The organism is Aeromonas sp. 603404 (genome assembly GCF_049171775.1).
In the GTDB taxonomy this organism is placed as follows: Bacteria; Pseudomonadota; Gammaproteobacteria; order Enterobacterales; family Aeromonadaceae; genus Aeromonas; species Aeromonas veronii_A.
The window spans coordinates 557427-583194 of the sequence record NZ_JAAKPE010000001.1 but is presented as its reverse complement, the minus strand read 5'-3'; the positions used below and the strand labels follow the sequence as shown (position 1 = coordinate 583194).

General features: G+C 59.5%; 19 protein-coding genes and 2 pseudogenes. 11 read left to right on the top strand and 10 right to left on the bottom strand.

Features of this window, described 5'->3' with window-relative positions:
- Positions 1-56: 56 nt before the first annotated feature.
- From hrpA to G5306_RS02530, 3 genes are all read right to left on the bottom strand, one after another.
- Complete coding sequence (gene hrpA, locus G5306_RS02540; RefSeq protein ID WP_421312304.1) at positions 57-3956, bottom strand: ATP-dependent RNA helicase HrpA; 3900 nt, start codon at positions 3954-3956, stop codon at positions 57-59.
- 217 nt (positions 3957-4173) lie between these two features.
- Positions 4174-4593, bottom strand: coding sequence for a CBS domain-containing protein (locus G5306_RS02535; RefSeq protein WP_421312302.1), 420 nt, complete (start codon positions 4591-4593; stop codon positions 4174-4176).
- Between the two features lie 121 nt (positions 4594-4714).
- Positions 4715-5992: an HD domain-containing phosphohydrolase gene (locus G5306_RS02530; protein ID WP_421312300.1), complete on the bottom strand. Its 1278-nt coding sequence runs from the start codon at positions 5990-5992 to the stop codon at positions 4715-4717.
- A gap of 220 nt (positions 5993-6212) precedes the next feature.
- Here G5306_RS02530 and G5306_RS02525 point away from each other — a divergent pair.
- A pseudogene (locus G5306_RS02525) lies at positions 6213-6357 on the top strand (IS5/IS1182 family transposase); the annotation flags it as partial.
- 135 nt (positions 6358-6492) lie between these two features.
- Positions 6493-7532 (top strand): annotated as a pseudogene (locus G5306_RS02520) (IS481 family transposase).
- 115 nt (positions 7533-7647) lie between these two features.
- Here the strand turns inward: G5306_RS02520 and G5306_RS02515 are convergent.
- Positions 7648-8310, bottom strand: coding sequence for a site-specific integrase (locus G5306_RS02515; protein WP_421312299.1), 663 nt, complete (start codon positions 8308-8310; stop codon positions 7648-7650).
- Positions 8307-8654: a hypothetical protein gene (locus tag G5306_RS02510; protein WP_421312297.1), complete on the bottom strand. Its 348-nt coding sequence runs from the start codon at positions 8652-8654 to the stop codon at positions 8307-8309. Before G5306_RS02510 ends, G5306_RS02515 begins: the two co-directional genes overlap by 4 nt.
- A 366-nt stretch (positions 8655-9020) precedes the next feature.
- On the opposite strand from G5306_RS02510, the gene sbcB reads away from it, so the two are divergent.
- Positions 9021-10448, top strand: a complete 1428-nt coding sequence (gene sbcB / locus G5306_RS02505; protein WP_421309797.1) for an exodeoxyribonuclease I — start codon at positions 9021-9023, stop codon at positions 10446-10448.
- A 155-nt stretch (positions 10449-10603) separates the two neighbouring features.
- The gene (locus G5306_RS02500; protein WP_005360277.1) at positions 10604-11104 is read left to right on the top strand and encodes a hypothetical protein; all 501 of its coding nucleotides are present in this window, start codon (positions 10604-10606) and stop codon (positions 11102-11104) included.
- Positions 11105-11194: 90 nt separating this feature from the next.
- Here G5306_RS02500 and G5306_RS02495 read toward each other — a convergent pair whose 3' ends face one another.
- Positions 11195-12904, bottom strand: coding sequence for a glycoside hydrolase family 36 protein (locus G5306_RS02495; RefSeq protein WP_421312295.1), 1710 nt, complete (start codon positions 12902-12904; stop codon positions 11195-11197).
- Positions 12905-13068: 164 nt separating this feature from the next.
- Here G5306_RS02495 and G5306_RS02490 point away from each other — a divergent pair, with 164 nt between their 5' ends.
- The 3 genes from G5306_RS02490 to cdd all read left to right on the top strand — a co-directional run bounded on the left by G5306_RS02490 (position 13069) and on the right by cdd (position 15178).
- Positions 13069-13425 carry a CidA/LrgA family protein gene (locus tag G5306_RS02490; RefSeq protein WP_005333279.1) on the top strand — a complete coding sequence of 119 codons (357 nt, stop codon included), beginning with the start codon at positions 13069-13071 and terminating at the stop codon, positions 13423-13425.
- On the top strand, positions 13422-14108 hold the full coding sequence (locus G5306_RS02485) for an LrgB family protein (protein ID WP_108572843.1): 687 nt from the start codon (positions 13422-13424) through the stop codon (positions 14106-14108). Before G5306_RS02490 ends, G5306_RS02485 begins: the two co-directional genes overlap by 4 nt.
- A 185-nt stretch (positions 14109-14293) precedes the next feature.
- On the top strand, positions 14294-15178 hold the full coding sequence (gene cdd / locus G5306_RS02480; protein WP_005333283.1) for a cytidine deaminase: 885 nt from the start codon (positions 14294-14296) through the stop codon (positions 15176-15178).
- A 144-nt stretch (positions 15179-15322) separates the two neighbouring features.
- Here the strand turns inward: cdd and G5306_RS02475 are convergent, their stop codons facing one another.
- A complete protein-coding gene (locus G5306_RS02475) occupies positions 15323-16708 on the bottom strand; it encodes a tryptophanase (RefSeq protein ID WP_374996716.1) in 1386 nt (461 codons plus the stop codon).
- A gap of 460 nt (positions 16709-17168) precedes the next feature.
- Here G5306_RS02475 and G5306_RS02470 point away from each other — a divergent pair, with 460 nt between their 5' ends.
- From G5306_RS02470 to asd, 4 genes are all read left to right on the top strand, one after another.
- On the top strand, positions 17169-17333 hold the full coding sequence (locus G5306_RS02470) for a DUF2256 domain-containing protein (RefSeq protein WP_080741246.1): 165 nt from the start codon (positions 17169-17171) through the stop codon (positions 17331-17333).
- A complete protein-coding gene (locus G5306_RS02465) occupies positions 17333-18853 on the top strand; it encodes a cryptochrome/photolyase family protein (protein ID WP_421312293.1) in 1521 nt (506 codons plus the stop codon). Before G5306_RS02470 ends, G5306_RS02465 begins: the two co-directional genes overlap by 1 nt.
- Before the next feature lie 157 nt (positions 18854-19010).
- Positions 19011-20318 (top strand): D-amino acid dehydrogenase, encoded by a 1308-nt coding sequence (locus G5306_RS02460; RefSeq protein ID WP_421312423.1) that lies wholly within the window; start codon positions 19011-19013, stop codon positions 20316-20318.
- A 362-nt stretch (positions 20319-20680) separates the two neighbouring features.
- Complete coding sequence (asd, locus tag G5306_RS02455) at positions 20681-21793, top strand: aspartate-semialdehyde dehydrogenase (protein ID WP_376896633.1); 1113 nt, start codon at positions 20681-20683, stop codon at positions 21791-21793.
- Positions 21794-21898: 105 nt separating this feature from the next.
- Here asd and fdhD read toward each other — a convergent pair whose 3' ends face one another.
- The 3 genes from fdhD to G5306_RS02440 form a co-directional block, all read right to left on the bottom strand.
- Positions 21899-22756, bottom strand: a complete 858-nt coding sequence (fdhD, locus tag G5306_RS02450) for a formate dehydrogenase accessory sulfurtransferase FdhD (RefSeq protein WP_421312291.1) — start codon at positions 22754-22756, stop codon at positions 21899-21901.
- Complete coding sequence (locus G5306_RS02445; protein WP_421312289.1) at positions 22753-24885, bottom strand: sigma 54-interacting transcriptional regulator; 2133 nt, start codon at positions 24883-24885, stop codon at positions 22753-22755. Before G5306_RS02445 ends, fdhD begins: the two co-directional genes overlap by 4 nt.
- A 417-nt stretch (positions 24886-25302) precedes the next feature.
- The gene (locus G5306_RS02440; RefSeq protein WP_234784138.1) at positions 25303-25545 is read right to left on the bottom strand and encodes a hypothetical protein; all 243 of its coding nucleotides are present in this window, start codon (positions 25543-25545) and stop codon (positions 25303-25305) included.
- Positions 25546-25768: the final 223 nt, after the last annotated feature.

Sequence of the window (25768 nt, the reverse complement as noted above, 5' to 3'; positions counted from 1 at the left end):
CCGGCGACCCCTTCTCATCACCCGCTATCATGCTGTTAAAACAGTTAGATAGCAGCTTAGCACTGAGCGATGGCGTTAAGCACCCGTTTATCGGAGACCGGATAAGGGGTCCCCAGATTCTGAGCGAAGAACGACACCCGCAGCTCCTCAATCATCCAGCGGATATTGACCACCTCGGTGGGAATAAGCTGGGATTTGGGGATCTTGGCCAGCAGCGCCTTGTACTCCGACTCCACGCTGTGCACTTTGAGCATGTAGACCCGATCTCGGTTGGGATCGATGGCGAGCTTCTCCAGGCGACGCTCGATGGCGCGCAGATAGCGCAGCAAATCAGGCAACCGCTGCCAGCCGGTCTCGGTGACAAAACCTTTGTGAATAAGGTTGCCGAGCTGCTGCTGGATATCCGACATGGCAAAAGCGGTGTCGAGCTGCATCTTGCCCTTGAGCCGCTTCTTGATCTCATGGGAGAGGGTCAGCACGGCTTCCACCTGCTTGGCCACCTCCACTACCGCATCGTTGAGCTCGGCGCGGACATACTCCTTGAGCGCCTCGAAACCGGCCTCGTCCCAGGCCAGCCCGCCATGTTGCTCGATCAGCTTGTCGCAGCCGCAGGCGATGCAGTCATCTATCAGCTCCGCCACCTTGCCAAACGGGTTGAAATAGAGTCCGAGCTTGGCCTTGTTGGGCAGCTTCTCCTGCAGGTATTTGATAGGAGATGGCACGTTAAGCAGCACCAGTCGGCGCTGGCCTGCCCACATCAGCTGTTGCTGGGCCACCGGGCTCTCCACCAGCTGAATGGCGACCGAATCCTTCTCGTCTACCAGTGCCGGATAGGCTTTCACCTCGAAGCCGCCGCGCTTCTGGCTGTACTCCTGCGGCAGCTCGCCAAAGCTCCACAGGGTGAGGCCGGACTGCTCGATATCATCGTCCGCCACTTGTGACAGGGTCTCCTGCACCTTGCCACGCAGCGACTCTTTAAGTGCCTCCAGATCTTTCCCTTCGGCCACCTTCTTGTGTTTGTCGTCCACCACCCGGAAGGTGAGTTTCAGGTGATCGGGCACAGCAGTCCAGTCCCAGGATTCGCGGGGCACGGTCACGCCGGTCATCCGGCGAAGTTGGCGCTCCATCTCGTCCAGCAGCGGCCCCTGCTCGGGGTTGAGGCTGGCGAGCAGCGCATCGGCGTAGTTCGGCGCCGGCACAAAGTTTTTGCGCATCGGCTTGGGCATCGACTTGATCAGGGCGACCAGCAGCTCATGACGCAACCCCGGGATCAGCCATTCAAACCCCTTCACCTCCACCTGATTCAAGAGCGGCAGCGGAATATGCAAGGTCACGCCATCGGCTGCCTCTCCCGGCTCGAACTGATAGGTCAGTTTGAGTTTGAGGCGTCCCTGCTGCCAGAAGTTGGGGTAGTCGAGATCACTGATGTGAGCGGCATCCCCCTTCATCAGCATCTCTTTTTCGAAGTTGAGCAGCTCGGGATCCTGCTTTTGCACCTCTTTCCACCACTTGTCGAAGTGGCGGGCGGAGATCACCTCCTCCGGCAAACGGGCATCGTAGAAGCGGAACAAGTCCTCGTCATCCACCAGGATGTCGCGCCGACGGGATTTGTGCTCCAGCGCCTCCACCTCGGCCAGGAGCTTGCGATTGTCGCTGAAGAAGCGGTGACGGGTCTCGAAATCCCCCTCCACCAACGCGCGGCGGATAAACAGCTCGCGGCACAGCGCCGGATCGATACGGCTGAAGTTGATGGTGCGCTCGTTGACCAGCGTCAGGCCATAGAGGGTCACCTTCTCCTTGGCCATTACGGCGCCGTTTTTCTTCGACCAGTGAGGGTCGCTGTGGTGCAGCTTGATGAGGTGGCCTGCCAGCGGCTCCACCCATTCGGGTTCAATCTTGGCATTGATGCGGGCGTAGAGGCGCGAGGTTTCAACCAATTCTGCGGCCATCACCCACTTGGGCGGCTTCTTGAACAGGCCCGAGGCCGGGAAGAGGTGGAAGCGGCCATTGCGAGCACCAAGGAACTCGGGCTTTTCCAGATCCTTGTTGCCGATGTGGCTCAAGAGGCCGGTCAACAGCGCGCAGTGCACCGTCTTGAAATCCGCCGGCTCCTGGTTGGCTTTAAAACCCAGCTCCTTGACCGTCTGACGCAGCTGGAAGTGGATGTCCTGCCATTCGCGTACCCGCAGGTAGGAGAGAAACTCCTTCTGGCACATGCGGCGGAATGGATTGCTGCCAAGGGCATCCTGCTGCTCTTTCAGGTAGTTCCACAGATTGACGAAGGCGAGGAAGTCGGACTCCTTGTCCTCAAAGCGTCTGTGCTGCTCGTCGGCGGCCTGCTTCTTCTCCATGGGCCGCTCGCGAGGATCCTGAATGCTGAGAGCGGCCGTGATCACCATCACCTCGCTCAGGCAGCCGGTCTGCGCCGCGCTGATCACCATCTTCGCCAAACGCGGATCAAGGGGGATGCGCGAGAGCTGGCGACCGATATCGGTCAGCTGCAGTTTGGCTTCACGATCGCCGGTGGCGGGCAGCTCGCGCACCGCCTCCAGCTCTTTCAATAGGGTCAGGCCGTCCTTGATATGGCGGGACTCCGGCGGCTCGACGAAGGGGAAGGCCTCCATATTGCCAAGGCCGAGCGCCAGCATCTGCAGGATGACGGAGGCCAGGTTAGTGCGCAGGATCTCGGGGTCGGTAAAGGCCGGACGGCCGTTGAAATCCTCCTCGGAGTAGAGACGGATACAGATACCGTCCGCCACCCGACCGCAACGACCCTTACGCTGGTTGGCACTGGCCTGGGAAACCGGCTCGATGGGCAGGCGCTGCACCTTGGTGCGCCAGGAGTAGCGACTGATACGGGCAGTGCCCGGGTCAATGACGTAACGAATGCCTGGCACCGTCAACGAGGTCTCCGCCACGTTGGTAGCCAGCACGATCCGCCGTCCGGCGTGTTGCTGGAACACCTTGTTCTGCTCGGCGTTGGAGAGGCGGGCGTAGAGCGGCAGCACCTCAGTATCGCGCAGGTTGAGCTTGCGCAAGGCATCGGCGGTATCGCGGATCTCCCGCTCACCGTTCATGAAGATGAGGATGTCTCCTAAACCTTCTCTAGCCAGCTCTTCCACCGCATCGAAAATCCCCTGCAGCTCATCGCGCTCTTCCAGCCCTTCACTTTTATCACTGGTGAGCGGGCGGTAGCGCACCTCTACCGGATAGGTGCGGCCAGAGACCTCTATCACCGGCGCCTTGTTGAAATGGCGGGAGAAGCGTTGCGGGTCGATAGTGGCCGAGGTGATGATCACCTTGAGATCGGGGCGCTTGGGCAGCAGTTGCTTGAGATAGCCCAGGATGAAGTCGATATTGAGGCTGCGCTCGTGGGCCTCATCGATGATGATGGTGTCGTACTGGGTGAGCATCCGGTCGTTCTGGATCTCGGCCAGCAGGATACCGTCAGTCATCAGCTTGATGTGGGTCTGCTCGCTCACCTGATCAGTAAAGCGCACCTTGTAGCCCACGTAGTGGCCGAGCTCGGACTCCATCTCCTCGGCAATACGGGCCGCGACGGTGCGGGCTGCCAGACGGCGCGGCTGGGTGTGGCCGATAAAGCCCTTCACCCCGCGCCCAAGCGCCAGACAAATCTTGGGGATCTGGGTGGTTTTGCCCGAGCCAGTTTCCCCTGCAATGATCACCACTTGATGTTCTTGAATGGCCTTGGCGATCTCAGCCTGCTTCTGGCTGACCGGCAGGTTGTCCGGATAGGTGACCTTGGGCACTCCGGCCAGACGGGTTTGATAGCGCGCTTGCGCGGCATCCAGATCGGCGGCAATGGTCTCGAGTACCGCAGCCTGTTTGCCCTCGGGCAACTTCTTGGCACCGTGCAGACGGCTGGAGAGACGGCGGGCGTCGAGGTTCATGCAGGCAGAGAGACGGCGGCGCAGCGCCTCGATAGAGAGAGACAAGGTACGAATTCCTTAAAAGAGTGCCCGACAAGGGGGCCATATCGATAGCTGGGGGAGATCCTAAAGAGCACAGACAGCAGGTGCAAGCCTTAACATGAGACACTGGAGAGGCAAATTAGCCTCCATACCAGGCTACGGATGGGTGAACGCACCATCTCCCAAAACAATGAAGCAGGCCATTGGCCTGCTTCTGTTGCATGTTGCATCCGGTCAGCCCTTAGCCGTGATTGTGTACAAAACAGGTGGTCAACTGGGCATGGATAGCCTGCATCACATTATGGCGATTGATTACCCCGAGCAGCCTGCCCTCCTCCACCACCGGATAGATCTTGGGTTTCTGTCCCATCATCATCTCCGCCAGGGTGAGGATGCTGGTATCTGGCTCAACCATCAGTACCTCCTTGCGCATCACATCCTTGACCTGAGCGACCTGCTCACAGTGATAAGCTTCCTTGAGCATCACTGCAATGCAATCCTGCTCGGAGATCCAGCCGATCAAGTGTCCCTGCCCATCCACCACTGGCCCTCCCAACTGATGACTGTTCAAAAATTTCTCGACCGCAGCCTGCACCATCATGTCTGCAGTGAAGGTAATGGGTCTGCTCTGCATATAATCCCTGGCTTTTAGCGATTCCATATCAATTCCCCTATCCATAGTCCAATCAGGCTGGCGTCTTGCGCGTCAGTACCGGCACCACGCACGGCTTGCTCCAAGCATAGCTGGCTCACTGCCGGATGGGTCAGCCTCTCCTCCCCCATCAACCGATTGCATATCTGTTTTCATTGGCCGGCATGGCCGCAGCCATCATCTGTGGCAGATGATCCGCTAACGTCGCCACCACGACAGGATCTACCCGACCCTGAGCCGCCAGTTGTTGCATAAAGGCCAGAGCATCACGAGCAGGCAGCCCACGTCGATAAGGTCTGTCCTGCACCATGGCCTGGAAAATATCGGCTACCCGCAGGATGCGCGCTTCGAGCGCCATGGCGGATGCCGGCAGATGGAACGGATAGCCCTCCCCGTCAGGCTCCTCATGGTGATAGGCCGCCCAGCAGGCTATCTCCTCAAACCCTTCGATATGACGCAGGATCTGGTAGGTTTCGAAACTGTGGGTATTGATGATTGCCCGCTCCTCCGGCGTCAAGCCGGCAGGTTTGTCCAATATTTCATCAGGAACCCTCAACTTGCCGAGATCATGCAACAGCCCTGCAATTTCGAGCATGTCACAATGGACACTACTAACCCCCAGCCGCTCAGCCAGGGCACGCGAAAGACGGCTCACTCCGAGGGAGTGCGTCATAGTGAATGGACTTTTGGCATCAACGATACCCGAGAAGATCCTGGCCAACGCTTTTAGCTCACCATTATCGGTGATGCAGGACTCCCGCTGCCTCAGCATCTCGTGCATGTAATCATTGATGGCTCGCGCCTCCAGTTGCAACCAGAACGCCTCCGAGCGAGAGGCTTGGAGAAAACCATCCAACAGATCGGTGGCAAAGAATTCGTCACGGCAATCCTGCAGGCGAGCACGGATCTCGTGTGTATGCATTAACAATGAGCCATCGCCATAGAATGGGGCAGTCAGCGCATCGCAACGATCCACCAGAAAGATAAGGTTGGCCTGACGAGCAACCTGGGGGTCCGCATCGGCCATCTCGCGCAAGAGATGCCAGTGGGTATGATGATAACGGATAGGCAGTGCCAACGGGGCCAGCAAGCGGAAATCCTTGAGCAGCTGATATCCTACCTCGCAGTGACGCTGGGAGGACTCCCAATCGAACTCACTAACCAGATGGTGATGGGTGATGGTCGAGGAGACACCAATATCGTGCAGCACGCCGAGCTCAAACAACAAACAACATTCAGCTGTATCCAGCCCCAATACCCGACCACACTCGGCCGCCATGATCCCGACCCGTTTACCATGGGCCACATCGCCAATTCCTACCAGATCCAGTGACGCAGACAAGGCATAAACGACCTGTCTGAGATCCACCTGAAGCGAGCACGAACCGGCTTCCTGCGCTTTGTTCATGATCCCTGTCCCATGCTGTTTTGTGATGATGCAAGGGTGTCGTTTTACTCCTTGCTACTGATAAATCTAGTCATTAATCCCATGGTTTACCTCATCACGGTTTTGCAAAAAGCAGTGCAAAGAGGCTTATAGAGCCCTTGTATCCCTACTACCGCTCAACCGGGCCTCTTTCACGCGAACAAGACCTGCTGCTCGATGGCATTGCCGGGATACACCCAACCGGCGTAGAAGGATAAAAGCGATCATCGCACAGCATGTGCGAGCAGTCGCGACACCATAAGGTTCCGCACACTGGTGTTAAACAAAGCTCGTTATTGCAGCTAAATGCAGTCGCGCGGTGCTTCGGATGGCTGAAGAGGTTTCAGATATGAAAAACAGGCGAGAGGTTATGCTGTATGGAAATGGTATTCACCTGACAGTTGCCCACAAAAGGGAGTGGTCATACGGCTTCAAACCGGATAACAAAACGGTACCCCTACCGTGTTATCTTGAGTCACCATATGACCACCAACGAGAAAGTAGCACGTCGTAAACTCAGCCTGCTAGAGCTTGCCAAAGAGCTCAATAATGTCAGCAAAGCCTGCAAGCTCATCGGCTACAGCCGTCAGCAGTTCTACGAAATTCGCCGTAATTACCAGACCTATGGCGCCGAGGGATTGCTCGACAAATTGCCCGGCTGTAAAGGGGCTCATCCCAACCGGGTTGCGCCCGAGAGTGAACAGGCCATCCTCGATTACTCCCTCACCAGACCAACTCATGGCCCGCAGCGGGTCGCACAAGAACTGGCTCTGCAAGGCATCAACGTCAGTGCGGGCGGTGTGCGTGGCGTGTGGCAACGGCACGACTTGCTCTCCAAACACGACCGCTTGCTGCGCCTTGAGAAAACGCACCGGGAGCGGACCATTGAGCTCAATGACGAGTAAATTCGCCTGTTCGAGCGTCTCAGCCCAGAGTTTCGAGAACATCAGATTGAGGTCCACTACACCGGAAAACTGGTGGCTGTCGACACCTTCTTCGTCGGCGCGATCCAAGGGGTTGGCAGGTGTATCTGCAAACCGTGCTGGACTGCTACAGCCGCCACGCCTGGGGACGGCTCTACATCAGCAAGCTGCCGGTGACCTCGGTCTATGTGCTCAATGAAACGGTACTGCCGTTTTCCGAGGCCCACGAGGCACGGGTCTATACCATTCTGTCGGATAACGGGCGCGAGTTCTGTGGGCGCCCAGACCATCATCCCTACGAGCTGTTCCTGCAACTGGAGGGGATTGAGCACCGGACAACCAAGGTACGCAGGCCGCAGAGCAACGGCTTTATCGAACGGCTGCATCGCACACTGCTGGATGAACACTTCCGTATCAAGGGGAGGACGACCTGGTATGAGTCGGTAGAGCAGATGCAGACAGACCTGGGTAGCTACCTGGCGCACTACAACACCCAGCGGCCGCATCAGAGCAGGATGATGGAGGGACTGACGCCCTACAGCATGTTCAAGAAGGGTCTGAAATTGATACCGAAGGAAGTGCGCTCTAAAGTAGCGTAAACAAGACACCGGCTTGAGGCCGGTGTCAGGTGATAACTAGATCTGTACACACTTGCGCATGAGGGATACCACCTTTCCCAAACCCATCGACCACCAGCCACTGCGCTGGATAAAGTCACACATCATGGCCTGGATTGACAGCCACAACCGGATCAGTGGCAACGCCTAGCTCCCGCTGGATCACTGTCCACCAGCACTCATAGGCAGCCGCTTGATCCTCAAGCCAGTCATGTTTGTTGTAAACAGCCATCACGCCAGTCAGGGTGTGCCCCAGCATCACTTCGGTGATATGGGGCGACACCCCCAATTCCGATAGCCTGGTCGACAGCGTTCGACGAGCATCATGAATCCGCCAATGGGGGATCCCTAGGCTGCTGCGCAAGCGGCTCACCAACCGATTACATGAGTGGATCTCTAGCGGACCATTCCCCTCCCCCTGACCTGGGAACAGATAGACCGGGTCCACCGACGCCATGGCGGCTCGTTCGAACAATTGCTTGCCCACCGATGTGATGGGGCGGCGGATAGGCCTGCCGGTCTTGCTGATCTCCGCCGGCACGGTCCAGACCATAGACTCGTAATCCAGGTCCTGACGCCTGAGCGTTCTGGCCTCGGAAAGCCTGCCCCCATAGACCAGGCAGAGCAGATGAATCACCTTGTTGCCGGTGCCAGTCCGACTGGCCTCAATGGCCCGCCAGATCTTCGCAACCTCTGGCACCGTCAACACCCGGTGACCGGTCTTAGCGGGAGCGCCAACATCCCTGGCCCGCAGACTCATCTGTTGGGCATGTAGATCGTGCCGCGGCGAGCCTGCCAGTTGAAGCACGCCTTCAATGCCGTGATCACAGCCCGGGTTACCCCTGGTGCCCGCTCACTGATGGTATCGAAATAGCTCAACCACATGTCCATGGTGATCTGGTTGATTGGCCGGTCAGGCAAGCGGTTCTTCACTGACGAGAAGGTATAGCGATAGTATTTCTGGGTGCCTTCTCGGCACTCCCGCATCACGTACTTCTCGAACCACTCATCAAACAAGGCTGCAGGCGTAGGCTCGTCGCCCGAGGCACTGATCCGCGCAACACCGCTTTTGAGCTTATCGGCCTTTATCCGGGCCTCTCGCAAGGTCAGAACCGGGTACCGACCAAGAGAGGTCCGAACCCGCTTCCCGTCGACCACATGCCGAACTTGGAACGCAACTACCCCTTCGGTGAGACCTGGACACTCACCCCATCACCGTCGCTCACTTCGCTCGGGCCAGCATATGGTTTACCATTCACCCCTCGAAGCCAGCTATCTGATAACGCCATTGCTACCCCATTAAAATTTTGTACCACTCTCATGGGGTATTTTGTACCAGATAATGTACCAGCAGGCCATTGAACAACGTCAGGTTTGGGTGAACGATGAAAGTGTCTTCGGAATTTTCACCTCACCAGAACGGCACTAAACCCTGAAAAATCAATCAGAAGCGCGAACACACAAGAACACATGAGCACATCAGCGAAGCAGACCACCCAGCCCACTTACTACTTCCACGACTACGAGACCTTCGGCATCAGCCCCGCCAAGGACAGGCCGTCGCAGTTTGCCGGTATTCGTACCGATGCGGATTTCAACCTCATTGGCGAGCCACTGGTCATCTATTGCAAGCCTCCGGCAGACTACCTGCCGGATCCGGAGGCGTGCCTGATTACCGGTATCACGCCGCAAAAGGCGATGAAGGATGGGCTGTGCGAGGCGGATTTCATTCGCCAGATCCACGAGCAGTTCGCCACGCCGAATACCTGTGTGCTTGGCTACAACAGCATCCGCTTCGATGATGAAGTGACCCGTTATACCCTCTATCGCAACTTCTATGACCCCTATGCCTACAGCTGGCAGAACGGCAACTCCCGCTGGGATATTCTCGACATGCTGCGGGCCTGCTACGCCCTGCGCCCGGAGGGGATCGAGTGGGCGTTTGATGATGAAGGCAAACCGAGTTTCCGGCTGGAGAAGCTGACAGTCGCCAACGGCGTCGCCCATGCCAATGCACACGATGCGCTCTCCGACGTACTGGCCACCATCGAGATGGCCAAGCTGGTGAAAAAGGCCCAACCCAAGCTGTTTGGTTATCTCTTTGACCTTCGCAACAAAAACAAGGTGAAAGCGCTGATTGACGTGGTGACCATGAAGCCACTGGTGCACGTCTCCGGCATGTTCTCTCCTTGGCAAGGTTGTGCAAGCTGGGTCTCGCCACTCGCCTGGCACCCCACCAACCAGAACGCGGTGATCATGGTCGACCTGACCCGCGACCCCACCCCGCTTATAGAGCTCACGAGCGAGGAGATCCGCGAGCGCCTCTATACCAAAAAAGAGGAGCTGGGGGATCTGGCGGGCATTCCGGTGAAACTGGTGCACATCAACAAGTGCCCGGTGCTGGCGCCGGCCGCCACCCTGACGGCGGAACGGGCCGACGAGCTCGGCATCAATCGGGAGCAGTGCCGCAAGAGCCTGGATCTGCTGCGCGCCCACCCCGAGGTACGGGAAAAACTGGTGGAAGTGTTCAATCAGGAGTTCGCCGGCAGCAATGAGAGCGACCCCGATACCCAGCTCTACGCCGGATTCTTTGGCCACGGCGACAAGTCCACCATGGATCTGGTGCGCGCCACCCCGGCGGATCTGCTGGGTGAGCGGGAATTTGCCTTTACCGACGCGCGGCTGCCGGAGATGCTGTTCCGCTACCGCGCCCGCAACTGGCCACACACCTTGAGCGAAGCAGAGCAGAAACGCTGGCGCCTGCACTGCAGCGACTACTTCAGCCGCCGTCTGCCGGACTATGTGCCCCGTCTCGAGGCGCTGGCCGAGCAGAACCAGAGTAACGAACGGAACTTCGCGATTCTAAAGAGTCTCTATCACTATCTGGAAGATTTATGAGTTGTGAGTAGTTTCACAATAAATCCTCCCCGCTCATCCCCTTCTTCAGGTCATAATGACGAAGGGGATTTCCCCAAAAACCAATATCTTGCAACATCCTGAGCGGATGTCTCACAAGCAAGAGATCTCTTTGGCCGAACGGAAGCCATTTGCTGATGCCTCGTCACCACGCACTGCTCGGATTACTGGCCCTGCTGCCGCTGGCAGCCAACGCCGCATACCGGTTCGATGTACCGGATTATCTTGCTCGCCTGCCCGAGCAGACCTATCGCATCGTAGAACAGAACTTCAACACCCTTTATCAGCAGACTGATTTCACTCCTCTGATCACCAACAGCTACTTCAACGGTTCCCATCTCTACAAGTTTGTCGGGGTACCGCTGGCCATCAGCGCCCAGTCAGGTTTCCAGCTGGAGGTGTTTGGTCAGGTCTATAACCGCGCTTCGCAAGCCTATATGCACCTGAGCGAGGATATGTCCCTCTATCGGGTGATGCGGGTCGATCTGATGGGGAACCCCAATGATCAGTTGGCCATCGGTTTTGGTCTGGGGGTGCCCATCACCCCGTTGCTGACCCTCAAGGCGATCGCCTCCGGCAGTGATATCCCGGGCTATGGCTCCGCCAAATACGCCGTCGGTTTTGAGTGGCGTTACTGACTGCGTTACTGAAAAACGTGACTGATAACCGCTGATTGAAACAATTCAGGCTCCGTGATGGAGCCTGAATTGTTTATGGTGACGTTGTGATCAGGCGTAGCGGATCACCCGCCCCTCGCCCCCTTGCAGGGTCACAGCCGTGCCGACTGCCTGTCCCAGCCAAAAATCGCTTCCCCCTTCCGGCAGCAGAAACTCCTGTGGTTGCCCCTCCCAGTTGAACAGGCAGAGCAGAGTGCCGCCCTCGGGCAGGCTTACTTCGCCGCAGGCAAAGTCCATCGACTCGAAACGGGCAGAAGGTGTCCGGGCCGCACAGAGCTCAAGCAGCTTGCGCAGTTGCGCCGCCTGCTCCTCATCGAGATCTTGCAGCCGATCACCGGCCAGCATCATGCCGCCACTTGCCACCAGCGCTGCCAGATGGAAACTGTAATCCGCCTGGCTTGCCTGCTGGCTCGGTAGATCCCGCAGGCAAATGCAGTCGGGGTCGAGGGCCCAGAGCTTGTCATTTTGCCAGGCGCGGCAGAAGGCTTCACGGGCAATTTGGCGGTAGCGGTGGCCATTGCGCTCCACGTCATCGCTCACCCGCATGCCGTGCACCAGGCCAAGGCTGGGCCAGATGGGCGCGTTGCAACCGAGCAGGAAAGCGCCTTCACCTGCACCACGCAGGATGGCGGCCATACCGCGCCGATAGGCTTCAACCCGGGTGGCAGCCGGATCGTGGAAACGGCCACCGTGGATGGCGCCCCAGAAGTTGGCATCGAGTTTGAAGTAGTGGATACCCCACTGTTCGCGCAGGGTGCGGAACACCTGCTCAAGGTGCGCCTGCACCTCGGGGTGGGTACCATCCAGCACATACCAGGGGGTACAGCGCCAACCACCATAGGTAACCCGCTCTGAGGGCAGCGGCAAGCCGTCATCCCCCTTCACAAACCAGTCGGGGTGATCCTGAAACACCTGCGAACCGGGCTCTGCAATAAAAGGAGCGACCCAGAGGGCAGGCTCGCAGCCAGCCTGTTTGATCTCCTCAGCCAGTGATGCCACCCCCTGCTCGAACTTGGCCGACGGGGTGAGCCAGTCGCCCATCTTGGCCTGATAGCCGTCATCGATCTGCACGTAACGCAGGGCTGGGAAACGCTCGGCACGCACCTGCAGATTTTCGCGAATATCGGCAGCACTCACCTCGGCGTAGTAGTGATACCAGGAGCACCAACCGCTCGGGCGATCACTCACCTTGCCGATCAGCGAGCCATGCTCGGCCTCGATCAGCCGTGCCAACTCAGCCAGCAGATCTTCGCGCTCCGGCCCTTCGAGGCAGATCAGCGCCTCACTCTGCCAATGCTCACCGGCCGCAAGTTTTCGCCCTTCGCAGTTCATCAGGATCTGCAAGCGACCATCGGGGTAGAGGCGAAACTCCCCGCCAAAACGGTGGCAGCTGGCAAAGGCGAGCAGCAGCCACCCCTTGCCATGCTCCACCAGCAACAGGTTGTGAATGGTGTGATAGTCATTGTCATCAGTGATGCGATAAACGCTGGCATCGGGACAACGGCCGACATGTTGCGGTGATTGCCAGCTACCCATGGTCTGGGCCAGCATCTGGAATCCTTCGCCATAAATGGCGCTCTCCACCGGCAGGCCAAGCTTGCCGTCAAACAGCACCCAGCGCTCGACCGGGGTGGCATCAGAACCGGTGTTGTCGAGTCGCACCCGACACAGGGGCCCTTCCCACTGACGGGTTTGCAGCAGATGGGGTGGCAACGCATTATCGTTCGCCAGCTGGCGAACTCGGGACAAGAGGGATGTCATCACTACTCCTTGTAGTTCGAAAAGGGTTCTATCAGACGATGTTCAACAGATAATCTGCATACAAATCAGCTTCAAATGAACTGATTTCAGTTGTTATTGTTTTAATGCCGCGACCCGGCCTCTCTGGTAAACTGCGATTTTTCTTCCCAGTCGATGAGGTTCACGTGATCGCGCAACGCGCCTTGCTGTACTTTCGTGACTTTATGGTCATCGTCGCCTGCCTGCTGGCAGGCAAATCCGTGGCAGCCATCCTGCCTTTCGCCTTTCCCGGCAGCATCATCGGCATGCTGCTGCTGTTTGTGCTGCTCTCCCTGCAACTGATCAAGCTGCACTGGGTCGAGCTGGGCGCTGGCTTGCTGCTGCGCCACATGGGCGTTTTGTTCGTGCCGGTCGCGGTCGGACTGGTGGCCTGGCTAGAGCCCCTGCGCCAATCCTTCGGCGTCATCATGCTCTGCATCGTGCTCGGGATTGTGCTGATCCTCGCCACCGTCGGTCGGCTCTACCAGAGGATGAACAAATGATCTTCTGGCTAGCCATTCCCCTGACCCTGGCGCTCTATTTCGCCACCCGCGCCCTCTATCGCCGCCTGCCCTGGCCCATCATCAACCCTGTGCTGGTGCCGACCGCGGTGATCATCGGCCTGCTGCTCTGGTTTGATCTGCCCCTTGAGCAGTACGAGCGCGGCAGCAGCCCCATTACCATGCTGCTGGAGCCCGCCGTGGTGGCGCTGGCGCTGCCGCTCTATCAGCAGGCGCGCCAGATCCAGGCCAAGCTCAAGCCCATCCTAATCTGTACCCTCGCCTCCGTCTTGATCTCGGTGTGCACAACCCTGCTGATCGGTCATTTTATGGGCACAGATCCGGCGCTACTCGCCTCATTGGCGACCAAATCCATCACCACCCCGCTCGCCATGAGCGTCAGCCAGTCTATCGGCGGCATTCCCGCCATCGCGGCGGCCGTTGTTGTTGTGGTGGGAATTGTCGGCGCCCTGATCGGCTACCCGCTGCTCAAACTGCTGAAAGTGACCGACCCGGAAGCGCAAGGGCTCGCCATGGGGGCCTGTGCCCACGCCATCGGCACCGCCACCTCCGCCGAGAAGGGGATCACCCAAGGGGCCTTTGCATCGCTCGCCATGGTGGTATGCGGGATCCTCACCGCGGCCGTTGCGCCCCTCCTTTTTGCCATCTATCACTGGCTCACCTGACCGATGATTAACCACTCCGACGGCTCTGCAGCGCTGTCGGGGTGCGACCTGCCGCACAATTTGCACAAGACAAACGTTTCCATTACCATCCCCCTCCGTTTGCCCGTCAGGGCGTGAGCCTGCTCACACATTTACCCGAGCTTGCTCCCTACAATGGCCGCCCAATTGGCCTTTGAGGACACACTATGCATCCCCGTTTTGCCAAGCCATTCGATACCCTCTCTGCCCCGCTCAAAGCAGCCGTGCAGCCCATGCTGGATAGTGCCGACTTCAACGCCCGCTTCACGCCGGAGCAAGTCGCCACCCTGAAAGCCGCCACAGGTCTCGATGATCGCGCCCTGCGCCTCGCCCTGTTGCCGCTGGCTGCTGCCTGCTCGGTGGCGCCCATCTCCAAGTTTTATGTCGGTGCCATCGCCTGTGGCCTGAGCGGCACCTGGTACTTCGGCGCCAATATGGAGTTCGCGGGGCAAGGTCTGTTCCACTCGGTTCACGCCGAGCAGTCCGCCATCTCCAACGCCTGGCTGGGTGGCGAGACCGGGATATCTGAAATCACCGTCAACTACACCCCTTGCGGCCACTGCCGTCAGTTTATGAACGAGCTGAGCACCGCCAAGATCCTGAAAGTCTCTCTGCCCGATGACCTGAGCGCCCTGCAATCCTTCCTGCCCCACTCGTTTGGCCCAGCGGACCTCGACATCACGGATGCGCTGATGAGCCCGCAGGATCACGCAGAGCTTGAGCTTCAAAGCGAAGACCCGCTGTGGCAAGCCGCGCTGGCCGCCGCCCGTCAAAGCTATGCCCCCTATAGCCAGGGCTATGCCGCGGTGGCGCTGCAATTTGCCGATGGCCGCATCTTCTCTGGCCGCTACGCCGAGAACGCCGCCTTCAACCCCAGCCTGCCACCGATGCAGATGGCCTGTGCCCATGCGGTGCTTAACGGCGAAGATCTCGCCACCATCCGCCGCGCCGTGCTGCTGGAGAATAAAAACGGCCAGATCAGCCAGCGTGACTCCGCCCAGTCCACCCTCAAGGCGCTGGGCTCGGTCGAACTGGAGTATCAGGCAGTTTGATCCCGGCTTTGTGTCGATATTTGTGTCGATAAACGAAAGCCCCCGCACCTTGGTACGGGGGCTTTTTACTTGGCCGTTTAATCGGGGGCAGCCCTTGATCTCACGGCTTGGCGCGGTTGATCACCCCGTATAACCGATTGCTGATCAGACCGGTTTTAGCCGCGCCGTGAAGTGGCGCAGCAGCGGCGGCTCGTAGTCAAAGGTGAGTCCGCGAATGTCGCTGGCCCGCGCTTTCACTGCGATCAGGCAGTCGGCCACATAGTCCATGTGATCCCGGGTGTAGACCCGGCGCGGAATGGTAAGACGCAGCAGTTCAAAGTCCGCCGCCTCCTGCTTGCCGGTGGCGGGATCGCGCCCCAGCAGCAGGGAGCCAATCTCCACCCCGCGCACGCCCCCTTCCAGATAGAGCTCGCAGGCGAGCGCATGGGCTGGGAACTGCTCGGCCGGAATATGGGGCAGCAGCTTTTTGGCATCGACAAAGACCGCATGGCCGCCGGTGGGGGTCTGGATCGGGATGCCCGCCTCGGCCAGCCGCTCGCCGAGATAGGCCACCTGACTGATGCGGTAGGTGAGATACTCCTCATCCATCCCCTCACGCAGGCCGATGGCAAGCGCCGCCATGTCCCGCCCGGCGAGGCCGCCATAGGTGACAAACCCCTCCATCGCCACGCAGCGCACCTGCACGGCGCGGAACAGGTCGAGATCCTCTTTAAAGCAACACAACCCGCCGATATTGACCAGTCCGTCCTTCTTGGCCGACATGGTGAAAATGTCCCCCAACGCGAACATCTGGCGCACTATCTCCTTGATGCTGTGCTTGGCATAGGCCGGATCCCGCTCCTTGATAAACCAGGCGTTCTCGGCAAAGCGAGCGGCGTCGATCACCACCGGAATATGCTGGCGACGGGCCAGTTCGGAAACCGCCTCCATATTGGCCATGGAGACCGGCTGACCACCGGCGCTGTTGCAGGTGACCGTGATGATGATGCCGGCCACGTTGTCGGCCCCCAGGGTCTCGATGGTGTCGGTCAGGCGAGGGAGATCAAAATCCCCTTTCCAGGCGTAGGGCGCCGTGGTGTCGAGGGCTTTCGGGTTGAGCAGGTTGATGGCCCGCGCGCCAGCCAACTCCACGTGAGCCTTGGTGGTGTCAAAGTGGTAGTTGGAGATAAAGACCGGCGCCTTGCCCTTGCAACGCTTGACCAGCTCGGGGAAGAGGATCTGCTCGGCCCCGCGCCCCTGGTGGGTGGGCATCACATGCTGGTAGCCAAAAATCTCGCGCACCGTGCGCTCCAGCTCGACGAAGTTGCGGCTGCCCGCATAGGCCTCATCCCCCATCATGATGCCAGCCCACTGACAGTCGGACATGGCACCGGTACCGCTGTCGGTCAGCAGGTCGATATAGACATCTTCGGCCAGCAGCAGGAAGGGGTTCCAGCCAGCGGCCTCGAGGGCGGTGCGGCGCTCGGCGCCAGTGGTCTGTTTGATGGGCTCGACCATCTTGATACGAAACGGCTCGGGTATACGACGCATAAAATACTCCTCACCGGCGCTAGGCCAGTGTGTTTGAAATCGGGATTGGCAAAGAGGCCGGGGCGATCGGGGTCGTCCGGCTGACAAATTCAAACGGCGGGTGCCGCCAATCAGCGGTGAGGAAAGTCGAAGGTGAGAATGGGATCCCGGGTATACCAGTGGGCGAGCAGGCAAGCTGCCCGGGGCGTAGCTGTCATGATTGGCATCACTCCCCTCCATATCGGTTGTAGACAGTCGGTGGCCAACAAGATCCATTGATGGATGCTGCCAACGGGCAGCCTCGCCACGTTAACGGCTGGTTAATTGGCAAACAAGGGGCGCACCGACGGGCTGTGCGCCCGCTCACAAAGTGGGCATCTGCGCGGCAAACCGGCAGCGAGGTTGATCCGCCCGCGCTCCCGCTTCGTTATTCTCCCTACCCACACGCCACATCCCCCATCAGCCAAGGCCGGAAGCCATCATGCATCGCAAACCCCATCTGCCCGAGAAGATCTGCCCCGTCTGCCAGCGCCCCTTCAGTTGGCGGCGCAAGTGGGCGCGCAGCTGGGAGGAGGTTCGCTACTGCAGCGAACGCTGTCGCCACGCTCGTCACCGCAGCCAGCAACCTGAGGGGGAGCGAGTCTGATGGAGCTGCGCCTTGTTCTCGGCGATCAGCTGAACGCCGGTCACAGCTGGTTTCGCACCCCGGATCCGGCGGTCTGCTATCTGATGGCGGAGCTGCGTCAGGAGACTGACTACTGCCACCACCATCGTCAGAAGGTGTTGGCCTTCTTTGCCGCCATGCGCGCCTTCGCGGCAGCCCTTGGCAAGGCGGGCCACCGCGTCTGTTACCTGACCCTTGATGAGAGCGCCCGCTGGCCCGACTTACCCGGCTTGCTGGAGGCTCAGCTCGAAGCACATCAGGCCAGCAGCTTTGCCTGGCAGAGCCCGGATGAGTGGCGCCTCGCCAGCCAGTTGAAAAGCTGGGCGGCGGGCCATGCCATCCCTGCCACCGAGGTGGAGAGCGAGCATTTTCTCACCCCCCGCGATGGCTGGCAGCGCTATCCCCATAGCCGGATGGAGTTCTTCTACCGTGCCCTGCGAAAGCAATACCAAGTGCTGCTCGATGAGAACGGCCAACCCCTTGGTGGGCGCTGGAATTTTGATGACGAGAACCGCGCCAAGCTGCCGGCGAGCCAGCCCATCCCGGCCCCCCTCACCTTTGCCAACGAGGTGAGCGAGATTGATGCCATGCTGACCCGCCACGGGGTCAGCACCATCGGCGAGGCGGATGCCAGCCAACTGCCGTGGCCTATCACAAGGCGCCAGAGTCGCGAGCTGCTGGCCCATTTTCTGGCCCACTGCCTGCCTCACTTTGGCCGCTATCAGGATGCCCTGAGCGAGCGGGGCTGGAGTCTGTTTCACAGCCGTTTGTCGTTTTCCCTCAACAGCAAGATGCTTCATCCGCTTGAGGTGATCCGCGCCGCCGAGACCCACTGGCAGGCCAATCAGGCCACCATCACGTTGGCGCAGGTGGAGGGCTTTATCCGCCAGATCCTCGGCTGGCGCGAGTTTGTCCGCGCCCTCTACTGGGAGAAGATGCCCGACTACCAGCAGACCAATTTTCTCGGGGCCAACCGGCCGCTGCCCGGTTTCTTCTGGAATGGAGAAACAAAGATGGCCTGCGTGCGACACGCCATTGGCCAGTCCCTCGAGCACGGTTACGCCCACCATATCCAGCGGCTGATGGTGACAGGCAACTTTGCCCTGCTGACGGGGATCCATCCTGACGAGGTGGATGCCTGGTATCTCGGCATCTATGTGGATGCCATCGAGTGGGTGGAGCTGCCCAACACCCGCGGCATGAGCCAGTTTGCCGATGGCGGCCTGATGGGCAGCAAGCCCTACGCCAGCAGCGGCGCCTATCTCGAGCGGATGGGCCACTACTGCAAGGGGTGCCACTATCAGGTCAAAGCTCGCCACGGCGAAGGGAGCTGCCCCTTCAACAGCCTCTACTGGCACTTTCTCTGGCGCAATCGGGACACACTGGGCGGCAATCCCCGCCTCGCCCTCCCCTATGCCAACTGGGATGGCCAAGCCGCGGAACAACAGCAGGCCATTCTGGCCACTGCGGAGCACTACCTGATCAAGCTGGAGCAGTTGTAAGCGGGCCATGTCCCCTGGCACATTCACACTGACAAGAGCGCAGCGATTTACGCTGGCAATCAGGCTCACCATCGCACCAAACACCAGCCTGTGACCGGCAAGCAGACGGAGATCCCAATCCTGCGCAGAGCAGTTGAATATCCTGTGGCGGCTGATTATGGTGGTGGCCACATCAGGAGATCAGTCAAGGAAAGACGATATGGAGATAGTGGTTCTCGGTGGTGGCGTGATTGGGGTAACCAGCGCCTGGTATCTGGCCAAAGCGGGTCACAACGTAACCCTGCTGGAGCGACAAGGTGGCGTCGCCCTTGAAACCAGCCATGCCAACGCCGGGCAGATATCCCCGGGTTATGCGGCACCCTGGGCGGCCCCCGGCATCCCCCTCAAGGCCGCCAAGTGGATGCTGCAAAAGCATGCCCCCTTCACCGTGCGCCCCACTGCCGATCCCTTCCAGCTACGCTGGATGCTCAGAATGCTCGCCAACTGCACCCCGACCGCCTATGCCACCAACAAGGGGCGCATGGTGCGTCTGGCCGAATACAGCCGCGACTGCATGAAGCGGCTGCGTGACGAGCTGAACATCGATTACGAAGGGCGCCAGCTCGGCACCCTGCAGCTGTTTAGAAGCCAGTCCCAGCTCGATGCCAGTCAGCGCGATATCGAGGTGCTGGAGGAGTATGGCGTCCCCTACCAGTCGCTGGATGCCAGCGGCTGCGAATCGGCAGAGCCTGCGCTGGCGCGAGTGCGTGGCAAAATCGTCGGCGGCTTGCGTCTGCCCGGCGACGAGACCGGCGACTGCTTCCGCTTCACCAAGGCCCTTGCCCTTGAAGCCGAGAAGCTCGGGGTCAAGTTCGTCTTCAACTGCGACATCGACGAGATTGAGCAAGCCCGTGGCCGAGCCGTGGCGGTGCGGGCGGGCGAGCAGCGCTATCGCGCCGATGCCATCGTCTGTGCGCTCGGCAGCTATGCCACCGGCTTTTTGCGGCCGCTGCTGCGCCCGCTCGGGCTGGAGCTGCCGGTCTATCCGGTCAAGGGCTACTCCCTCACCCTGCCGATGATCAACGCCGAGGCCGCGCCGCGCAGTACCGTGCTCGACGAGACCTACAAGGTGGCCATCACCCGCTTTGACGAGCGGATCCGGGTCGGCGGCATGGCGGAGCTGTCGGGCTACAACCTCGCCTTGAATCCGAGACGCCACGACACTCTGGCAATGGTGGTGGGCGATCTTTTCCCCGAGGGGGGCGATATCAGCCAAGCCGAGTTCTGGACCGGACTGCGCCCCATGACGCCGGACGGCACCCCGCTGGTGGGGCCAAGCCCCATTCCCGGCCTCTGGCTCAATACCGGCCACGGCACCCTGGGCTGGACCATGGCGGCCGGTTCGGGTCAGCTTCTGTGCGATCTCATCAGCGGCAGCGAGCCCGCCATCAGCGATGAGGGGCTCACTCTGGCTCGTTACGGCTAAGCACCTAAGCTGTCGGGCTGTTTCACACGCCAACTGCGCCCCCCAGACAGCAGCAGAGGACGTCCTCAACCGTTTTATTGACAGGCCACCGCCATAAACGGTGGCCTTTTCATCTGATGTTGACCTTCTCCCTCCCCGTCTACCTGAGCGGTGCTCTGGCTGCCGGTTAATGCAGCAAACGGCACAGAATATTGCGCAATTCGACTTGCGCAAGCCGCCACAATCCGTAATGTGGATAGACGCATTTTTCGCAGCGCATATTTTTTAAATGGCCTGTAAACCGCTTGTAAACAGGCGTCGCCAGACAAGGGGTTACGGGTGTCACCACGAGTTTCTTTAGCAGCAATCCAGGGTAGGACAATATGAAAAAAGTAGGTTTGGTCGGTTGGCGTGGCATGGTGGGATCGGTTCTGATGAGCCGGATGCAGGAAGAGCAGGATTTCGCCCATATTCAACCCACATTCTTCACCACCTCCCAGGCCGGTGAGGCCGCACCCAACTTCGGCGTCGATGCCGGTACTCTGCAAGACGCCTTCGATATCGAGGCGCTGGCCAAGCAGGATATCATCATCACCGCGCAAGGCGGCGACTACACCAAGGATGTCTATCCGCGCCTGAAAGCCGCTGGCTGGCAGGGTTACTGGATTGACGCCGCCTCCTCCCTGCGGATGGAGAAAGATGCCGTCATCATTCTGGATCCGGTCAACGGCGACGTCATCGAGCAGGCCCTGAACAACGGCATCAAGACCTTCGTTGGCGGCAACTGCACCGTCAGCCTGATGCTGCTGGCCCTCGGCGGCCTGTTCAAGGCCAATCTGGTGGAGTGGGTGAGCGTGGCGACCTATCAGGCGGCCTCCGGTGGCGGTGCCCGCCATATGCGCGAGCTGGTTACCCAGATGGGGATGCTGCGTGACGAAGTGGCGGTCGAGCTGGCGGATCCCGCCTCCGCCATCCTCGACATCGAGCGCAAGATCACCGAGAAGACCCGCTCCGGCACCCTGCCGGTAGACAACTTCGGCGTGCCGCTGGCCGGTGGCCTTATCCCCTGGATCGACACCAAGCTCGACAACGGCCAGAGCCGTGAAGAGTGGAAGGGTCAGGCTGAGACCAACAAGATTTTGGGTATCGAGAACGCCGTCATTCCGGTGGATGGTCTCTGTGTGCGGATCGGCGCCCTGCGCTGCCACAGTCAGGCCTTTACCATCAAGCTGAAAAAGGATGTGCCGCTGGCGGAGATCGAAGCGCTGCTGGCTGCCCACAACGACTGGGTAAAAGTGATCCCCAATGATCGCGATATCACAGCCCGCGAGCTGACTCCGGCGGCCGTTACCGGCACCCTCAGCATTCCGGTGGGTCGTCTGCGCAAACTCAATATGGGCCCTGAGTATCTGGCCGCCTTTACCGTGGGTGACCAGCTGCTGTGGGGCGCCGCCGAGCCGCTGCGCCGCATGCTGCGTATCCTGCTGGCGCGTTAATCCGCCACAAAAGCAGAGACAACAAGGGCGGGGAGTCACACTCCCCGCCCTTTTTTATTACCAGTTTTTATAAGCCCTTTAGCAGTCTCTCACTCTTGCTGTCACTTAAAGCAGAATGCGCTGGCAGCCGCTGTAGATCTCGGCCCGCCCGGGACGGCAAAAGCCCACCAGCGTCAGCCCGGTCTGCTCGGCCCGCGCGACCGCAAGCTCGGTGGCAGCGGAGATGGCGAGCAAGATCTCCACCCCGGCGCTGGCGCACTTTTGCACCATTTCGAAGCTGGCGCGGCTGGTCACCAGAATGGCACCGTCACGGCGACCCGTGCGGCACAGATGGCCCACCAGCTTGTCCAGCGCAATATGGCGCCCCACATCCTCGCGGATGGCGAGAATATTGCCCTCACCATCCAGATGCACAGCCGCATGGGTGGCGCCGGTGCGCTGGCCCAGCAGCTGGAGCGGGCGCAGCGCGGTCAATACCTTGTCAATATGGCCCACAGCCAGACGCTGGCTGTCAGGCAGCCTTGGCTGGGTGCGGATCACCTGCTCCAGACTCTCGCTGCCGCAGATGCCGCAACCGGTGCGGCCCGCCATGGTGCGCCGCTTCTCTTTGAGGCGATGAATGCAGCGATTGGCCAGGGTGATATGCAGCTCAATCCCCTGACAGCCGTCGATCTGCTCGATATCGTGGATATCGAGCAGACTGTCGATGATCCCCTCGGATAGCGAAAACCCGATGGCGAAATCCTCCAGATCGGAGGCCGAGCACATCATCACGCTGTGGGCGATGCCGTTGTAGACCAGCGCCACCGGCGTCTCGGAGGGGAGCGCCATCTCGCTGTCGCAGGTCAAGGTATCGGCGCGGTAGTGCACCACCTCGCGATGGATGGCGCAACGGGCCAGCTCGTTCTGTTCGCTCTGCTCGCTAAGCTCGTCACGCGCCTCAAGCTCAAGTAGCTCTCTCATGGTGCGACCCCGTCAATGATCTCGGGATCTCTGGCCGAGATGCCGAGCCGCTTCATTTTGGAGAGCAAGGTGGTGCGCTTCATACCAAGGCGGTTGGCCGCCCCACGCTCACCAGCGACGATGCCGTTGCAATCGCGCAAGGCGGCGATGATCGCCTCTCGCTCATCGGTCGGCCCCTCCTCGGCAAAGAGCGGCGTGGCGGGCTCGTCATAAACCAGGGTCTCAATCTTGTGGTAGCCCTTGAGGGGCATCAGCTCATCGGGCGAGAGGTTGAGCACATGGCCGCGGGTCATCACCACTGCGCGCTCGATGACGTTCTCCAGCTCGCGGATATTGCCGTACCAAGGGAGCGACACCAGCATCTTCATGGCATCGGCGGGGATCGAGGTGATGGTGCGGCGCATCCGCTTGGCGATCTTCTTGATAAAGAAATTGACCAGCAGCGGGATATCCTCGCGCCGCTCCCGCAGCGGCGGCAGCTCGATGGGAAAGACATTGAGGCGGTAGTAGAGATCGCTTCTGAAACGCTTGTTCTTGACCATGGAGAGCAGATCGCAGTTGGTGGCGGCCACCAGCCGCACATCCACTGCGATGGGGTTGCTGTTGCCCACCCGCTCCAGCTCGTGCTCCTGTAATACCCGCAAGAGTTTGGGCTGCAAATCCAGCGGCATATCCCCCACTTCGTCGAGGAACAGGGTGCCCTTGTGGGCCCGCTCGAAGCGGCCGATGCGCTGGGTCAGGGCGCCGGTAAAGGCCCCCTTCTCGTGGCCAAAGAGATCGCTCTCGATAAGGCCGGTGGGGATGGCGGCGCAGTTCACCTTCACCATCTCGTGGTCGTGGCGGGCACTCAGGGCGTGAATGGCCTGGGCGATCAGCTCCTTGCCGGTACCGGTCTCGCCGAGGATCAGCACGGTACTATCGCTCTCGGCCACCAGCCGCACCTTCTCCAGCACGCTCTCCATCACAGCGCTCTGGTAGATGATGTGGGGGAACTCCCCCTGCATCTGCGGCTCGTTGATGCGAATGGTCTTCTCTTTGGCGCCGTTGGTGTTGGAGATCTCCTGCTGCGCCTGCACGTTGTTCATGGCAATGGCCGTGCGCGCCGCCACCTGCTCCAGCAGAGAGATATCGATATCGGCAAAAAAGTCGGCGTTGGGGTGCGAGAGGATCAACACCCCCAGCAGGTTGCCCCGATAACGCAGCGGCAGAATGCAGGAGCTGTCAGCCTCGGGGGGCAGGATCTGGGAGGTAAAGCGGCAGCGATTGCTGCAGCCGTGGCCGTGTTCGCGATAGACAAAAAACGGCTCGCTGTGGCCAAGGGCCCCCTGCAGGCACTTCTTTTCGAAACAGGAGTGATCGATGATGCCCGGCTGATCGCTCTGGTGCTGATTGACCAGATAGCTCTTGAAGCTGTCGGAGGTGGCGTTGTATTCGGCCAGACACAAGCTGCTGATGCCGAAGTGGTGGTGCAGGATGGCAAACAGGCTCTTGGGCAGCTCGGCGATGCGCACCAGCTTGATCACTGCGTTGGTTACATCCACCAGAATTTTGCAGCTGTCGCGCTCAAGGCGCAGGGAGTTGGCCTGCTCCAGAGTGCGCTCCTTGTCGAGCACGTTCTCCAGCGCAATGGCGATAATGGCCGCCAGCTGGGTCAGTTTGGCAAGGGTCTCCATGGTGAAGCTGTCGAGCTGGGTGTTGATAAACTCGACCCCGCCAAGGTGGCTGCGGGCGGTGGTGATGGGGAGCTGGCAGTAGGAGCGCAGCCCCCCGTAGACCCCTTCGCGATCCAGCGCCGGGCAGCGATTCTCAAAGCGGGCGGCAGCGAGAATGATGGCCTGTTCCGGGGTCTCTTTGGTCGGACGGGGGGAGAGGTGCAGCTCTGCCTTGGAGCAGACCAGATGCTTTGGGCCGGAATGTCCCATGAAGTAGAAGATGGCCTCCTCATCCGCACCCATGTTGAGGATCAGGTTGACCCGGGTTACGCCGCCGAAGCTGGCATCTATCTTGTTGAGTTTGTGGATAAAATCATCGAGCGTCACGGCCGACAGGAGGGATTTGGAGAGCAGGAGGAAACCGTCGTCCCAGATGGGAGAGATCTCGTCCAGGGGGATGGCACTCACATTTAGCATTGCGGCCTCACGTTATATCGATTTAGTCACCAGTCAGGCTGTCCATGCCATCGCATCACGACAAGCCCCCGTCACCGAAATAAATAGCCACAGCCCGTAAAAACGGCTGCCAATAAGAAAAGCGGTGACGAAAATTGTCGCATGTTGCAATTCCAGAGTTGTTATTAACGAACGACAACAAAAAGTAACATCGTTATCGGGGGATATATTGGAATGGCGACTCATCATAGATGAGCTCAATTTTCATTACAATCCGATTTAATATATCTGATGGCCATATTTAACCGGTTATTTCATCAGTTCTTGATCTCAATTAAGGCGCCCGAAAAGTGGGCTGCCGTCAACTGTCAGATCTGCCCTTTCCTCTTCGCTGGCTGCGGGTTTCAAGATGGCGTTTGCAACCCATCCATCAGCAATTTACGAGGTGATGATCCGGCTGTGGCAGCACTTCAGGCCACCGAAGATAAAGAGGGCCGACAGGCTCTGGAAGGCCATCAGCAGCCAGCTGGCGTTGTCGGCAAGCTCGGCGGTGACGCTCTGGTGCGTGAGGTAGATCAGCAGGGTGATCACCCCCAGCAGCAGGCCGTTGATCAAGGTGGTGGAGATAAACCCGATCAGCCAGGCACTGGAAATACTCAAGGCAGAAAATACGCTGCTCATGGCAAGCCTTGCTGCCATAAAACAGCCGAAAAAACCGAAGCCGAGCAGAAATATCATCTCGTCGCGCCAAATATAGCAGCCTATTCCCAGCAATATCGCCGCCAGATAAGTGCCAATATAGAAAAGTCCGAATAAGCGACCAATTTCATGTTGCATCATTTACTCCCCTTTTTTTGGGTAATAAAAGGGTGCCCGACTCGATAAATCCGAGTCGGGTTCCCTT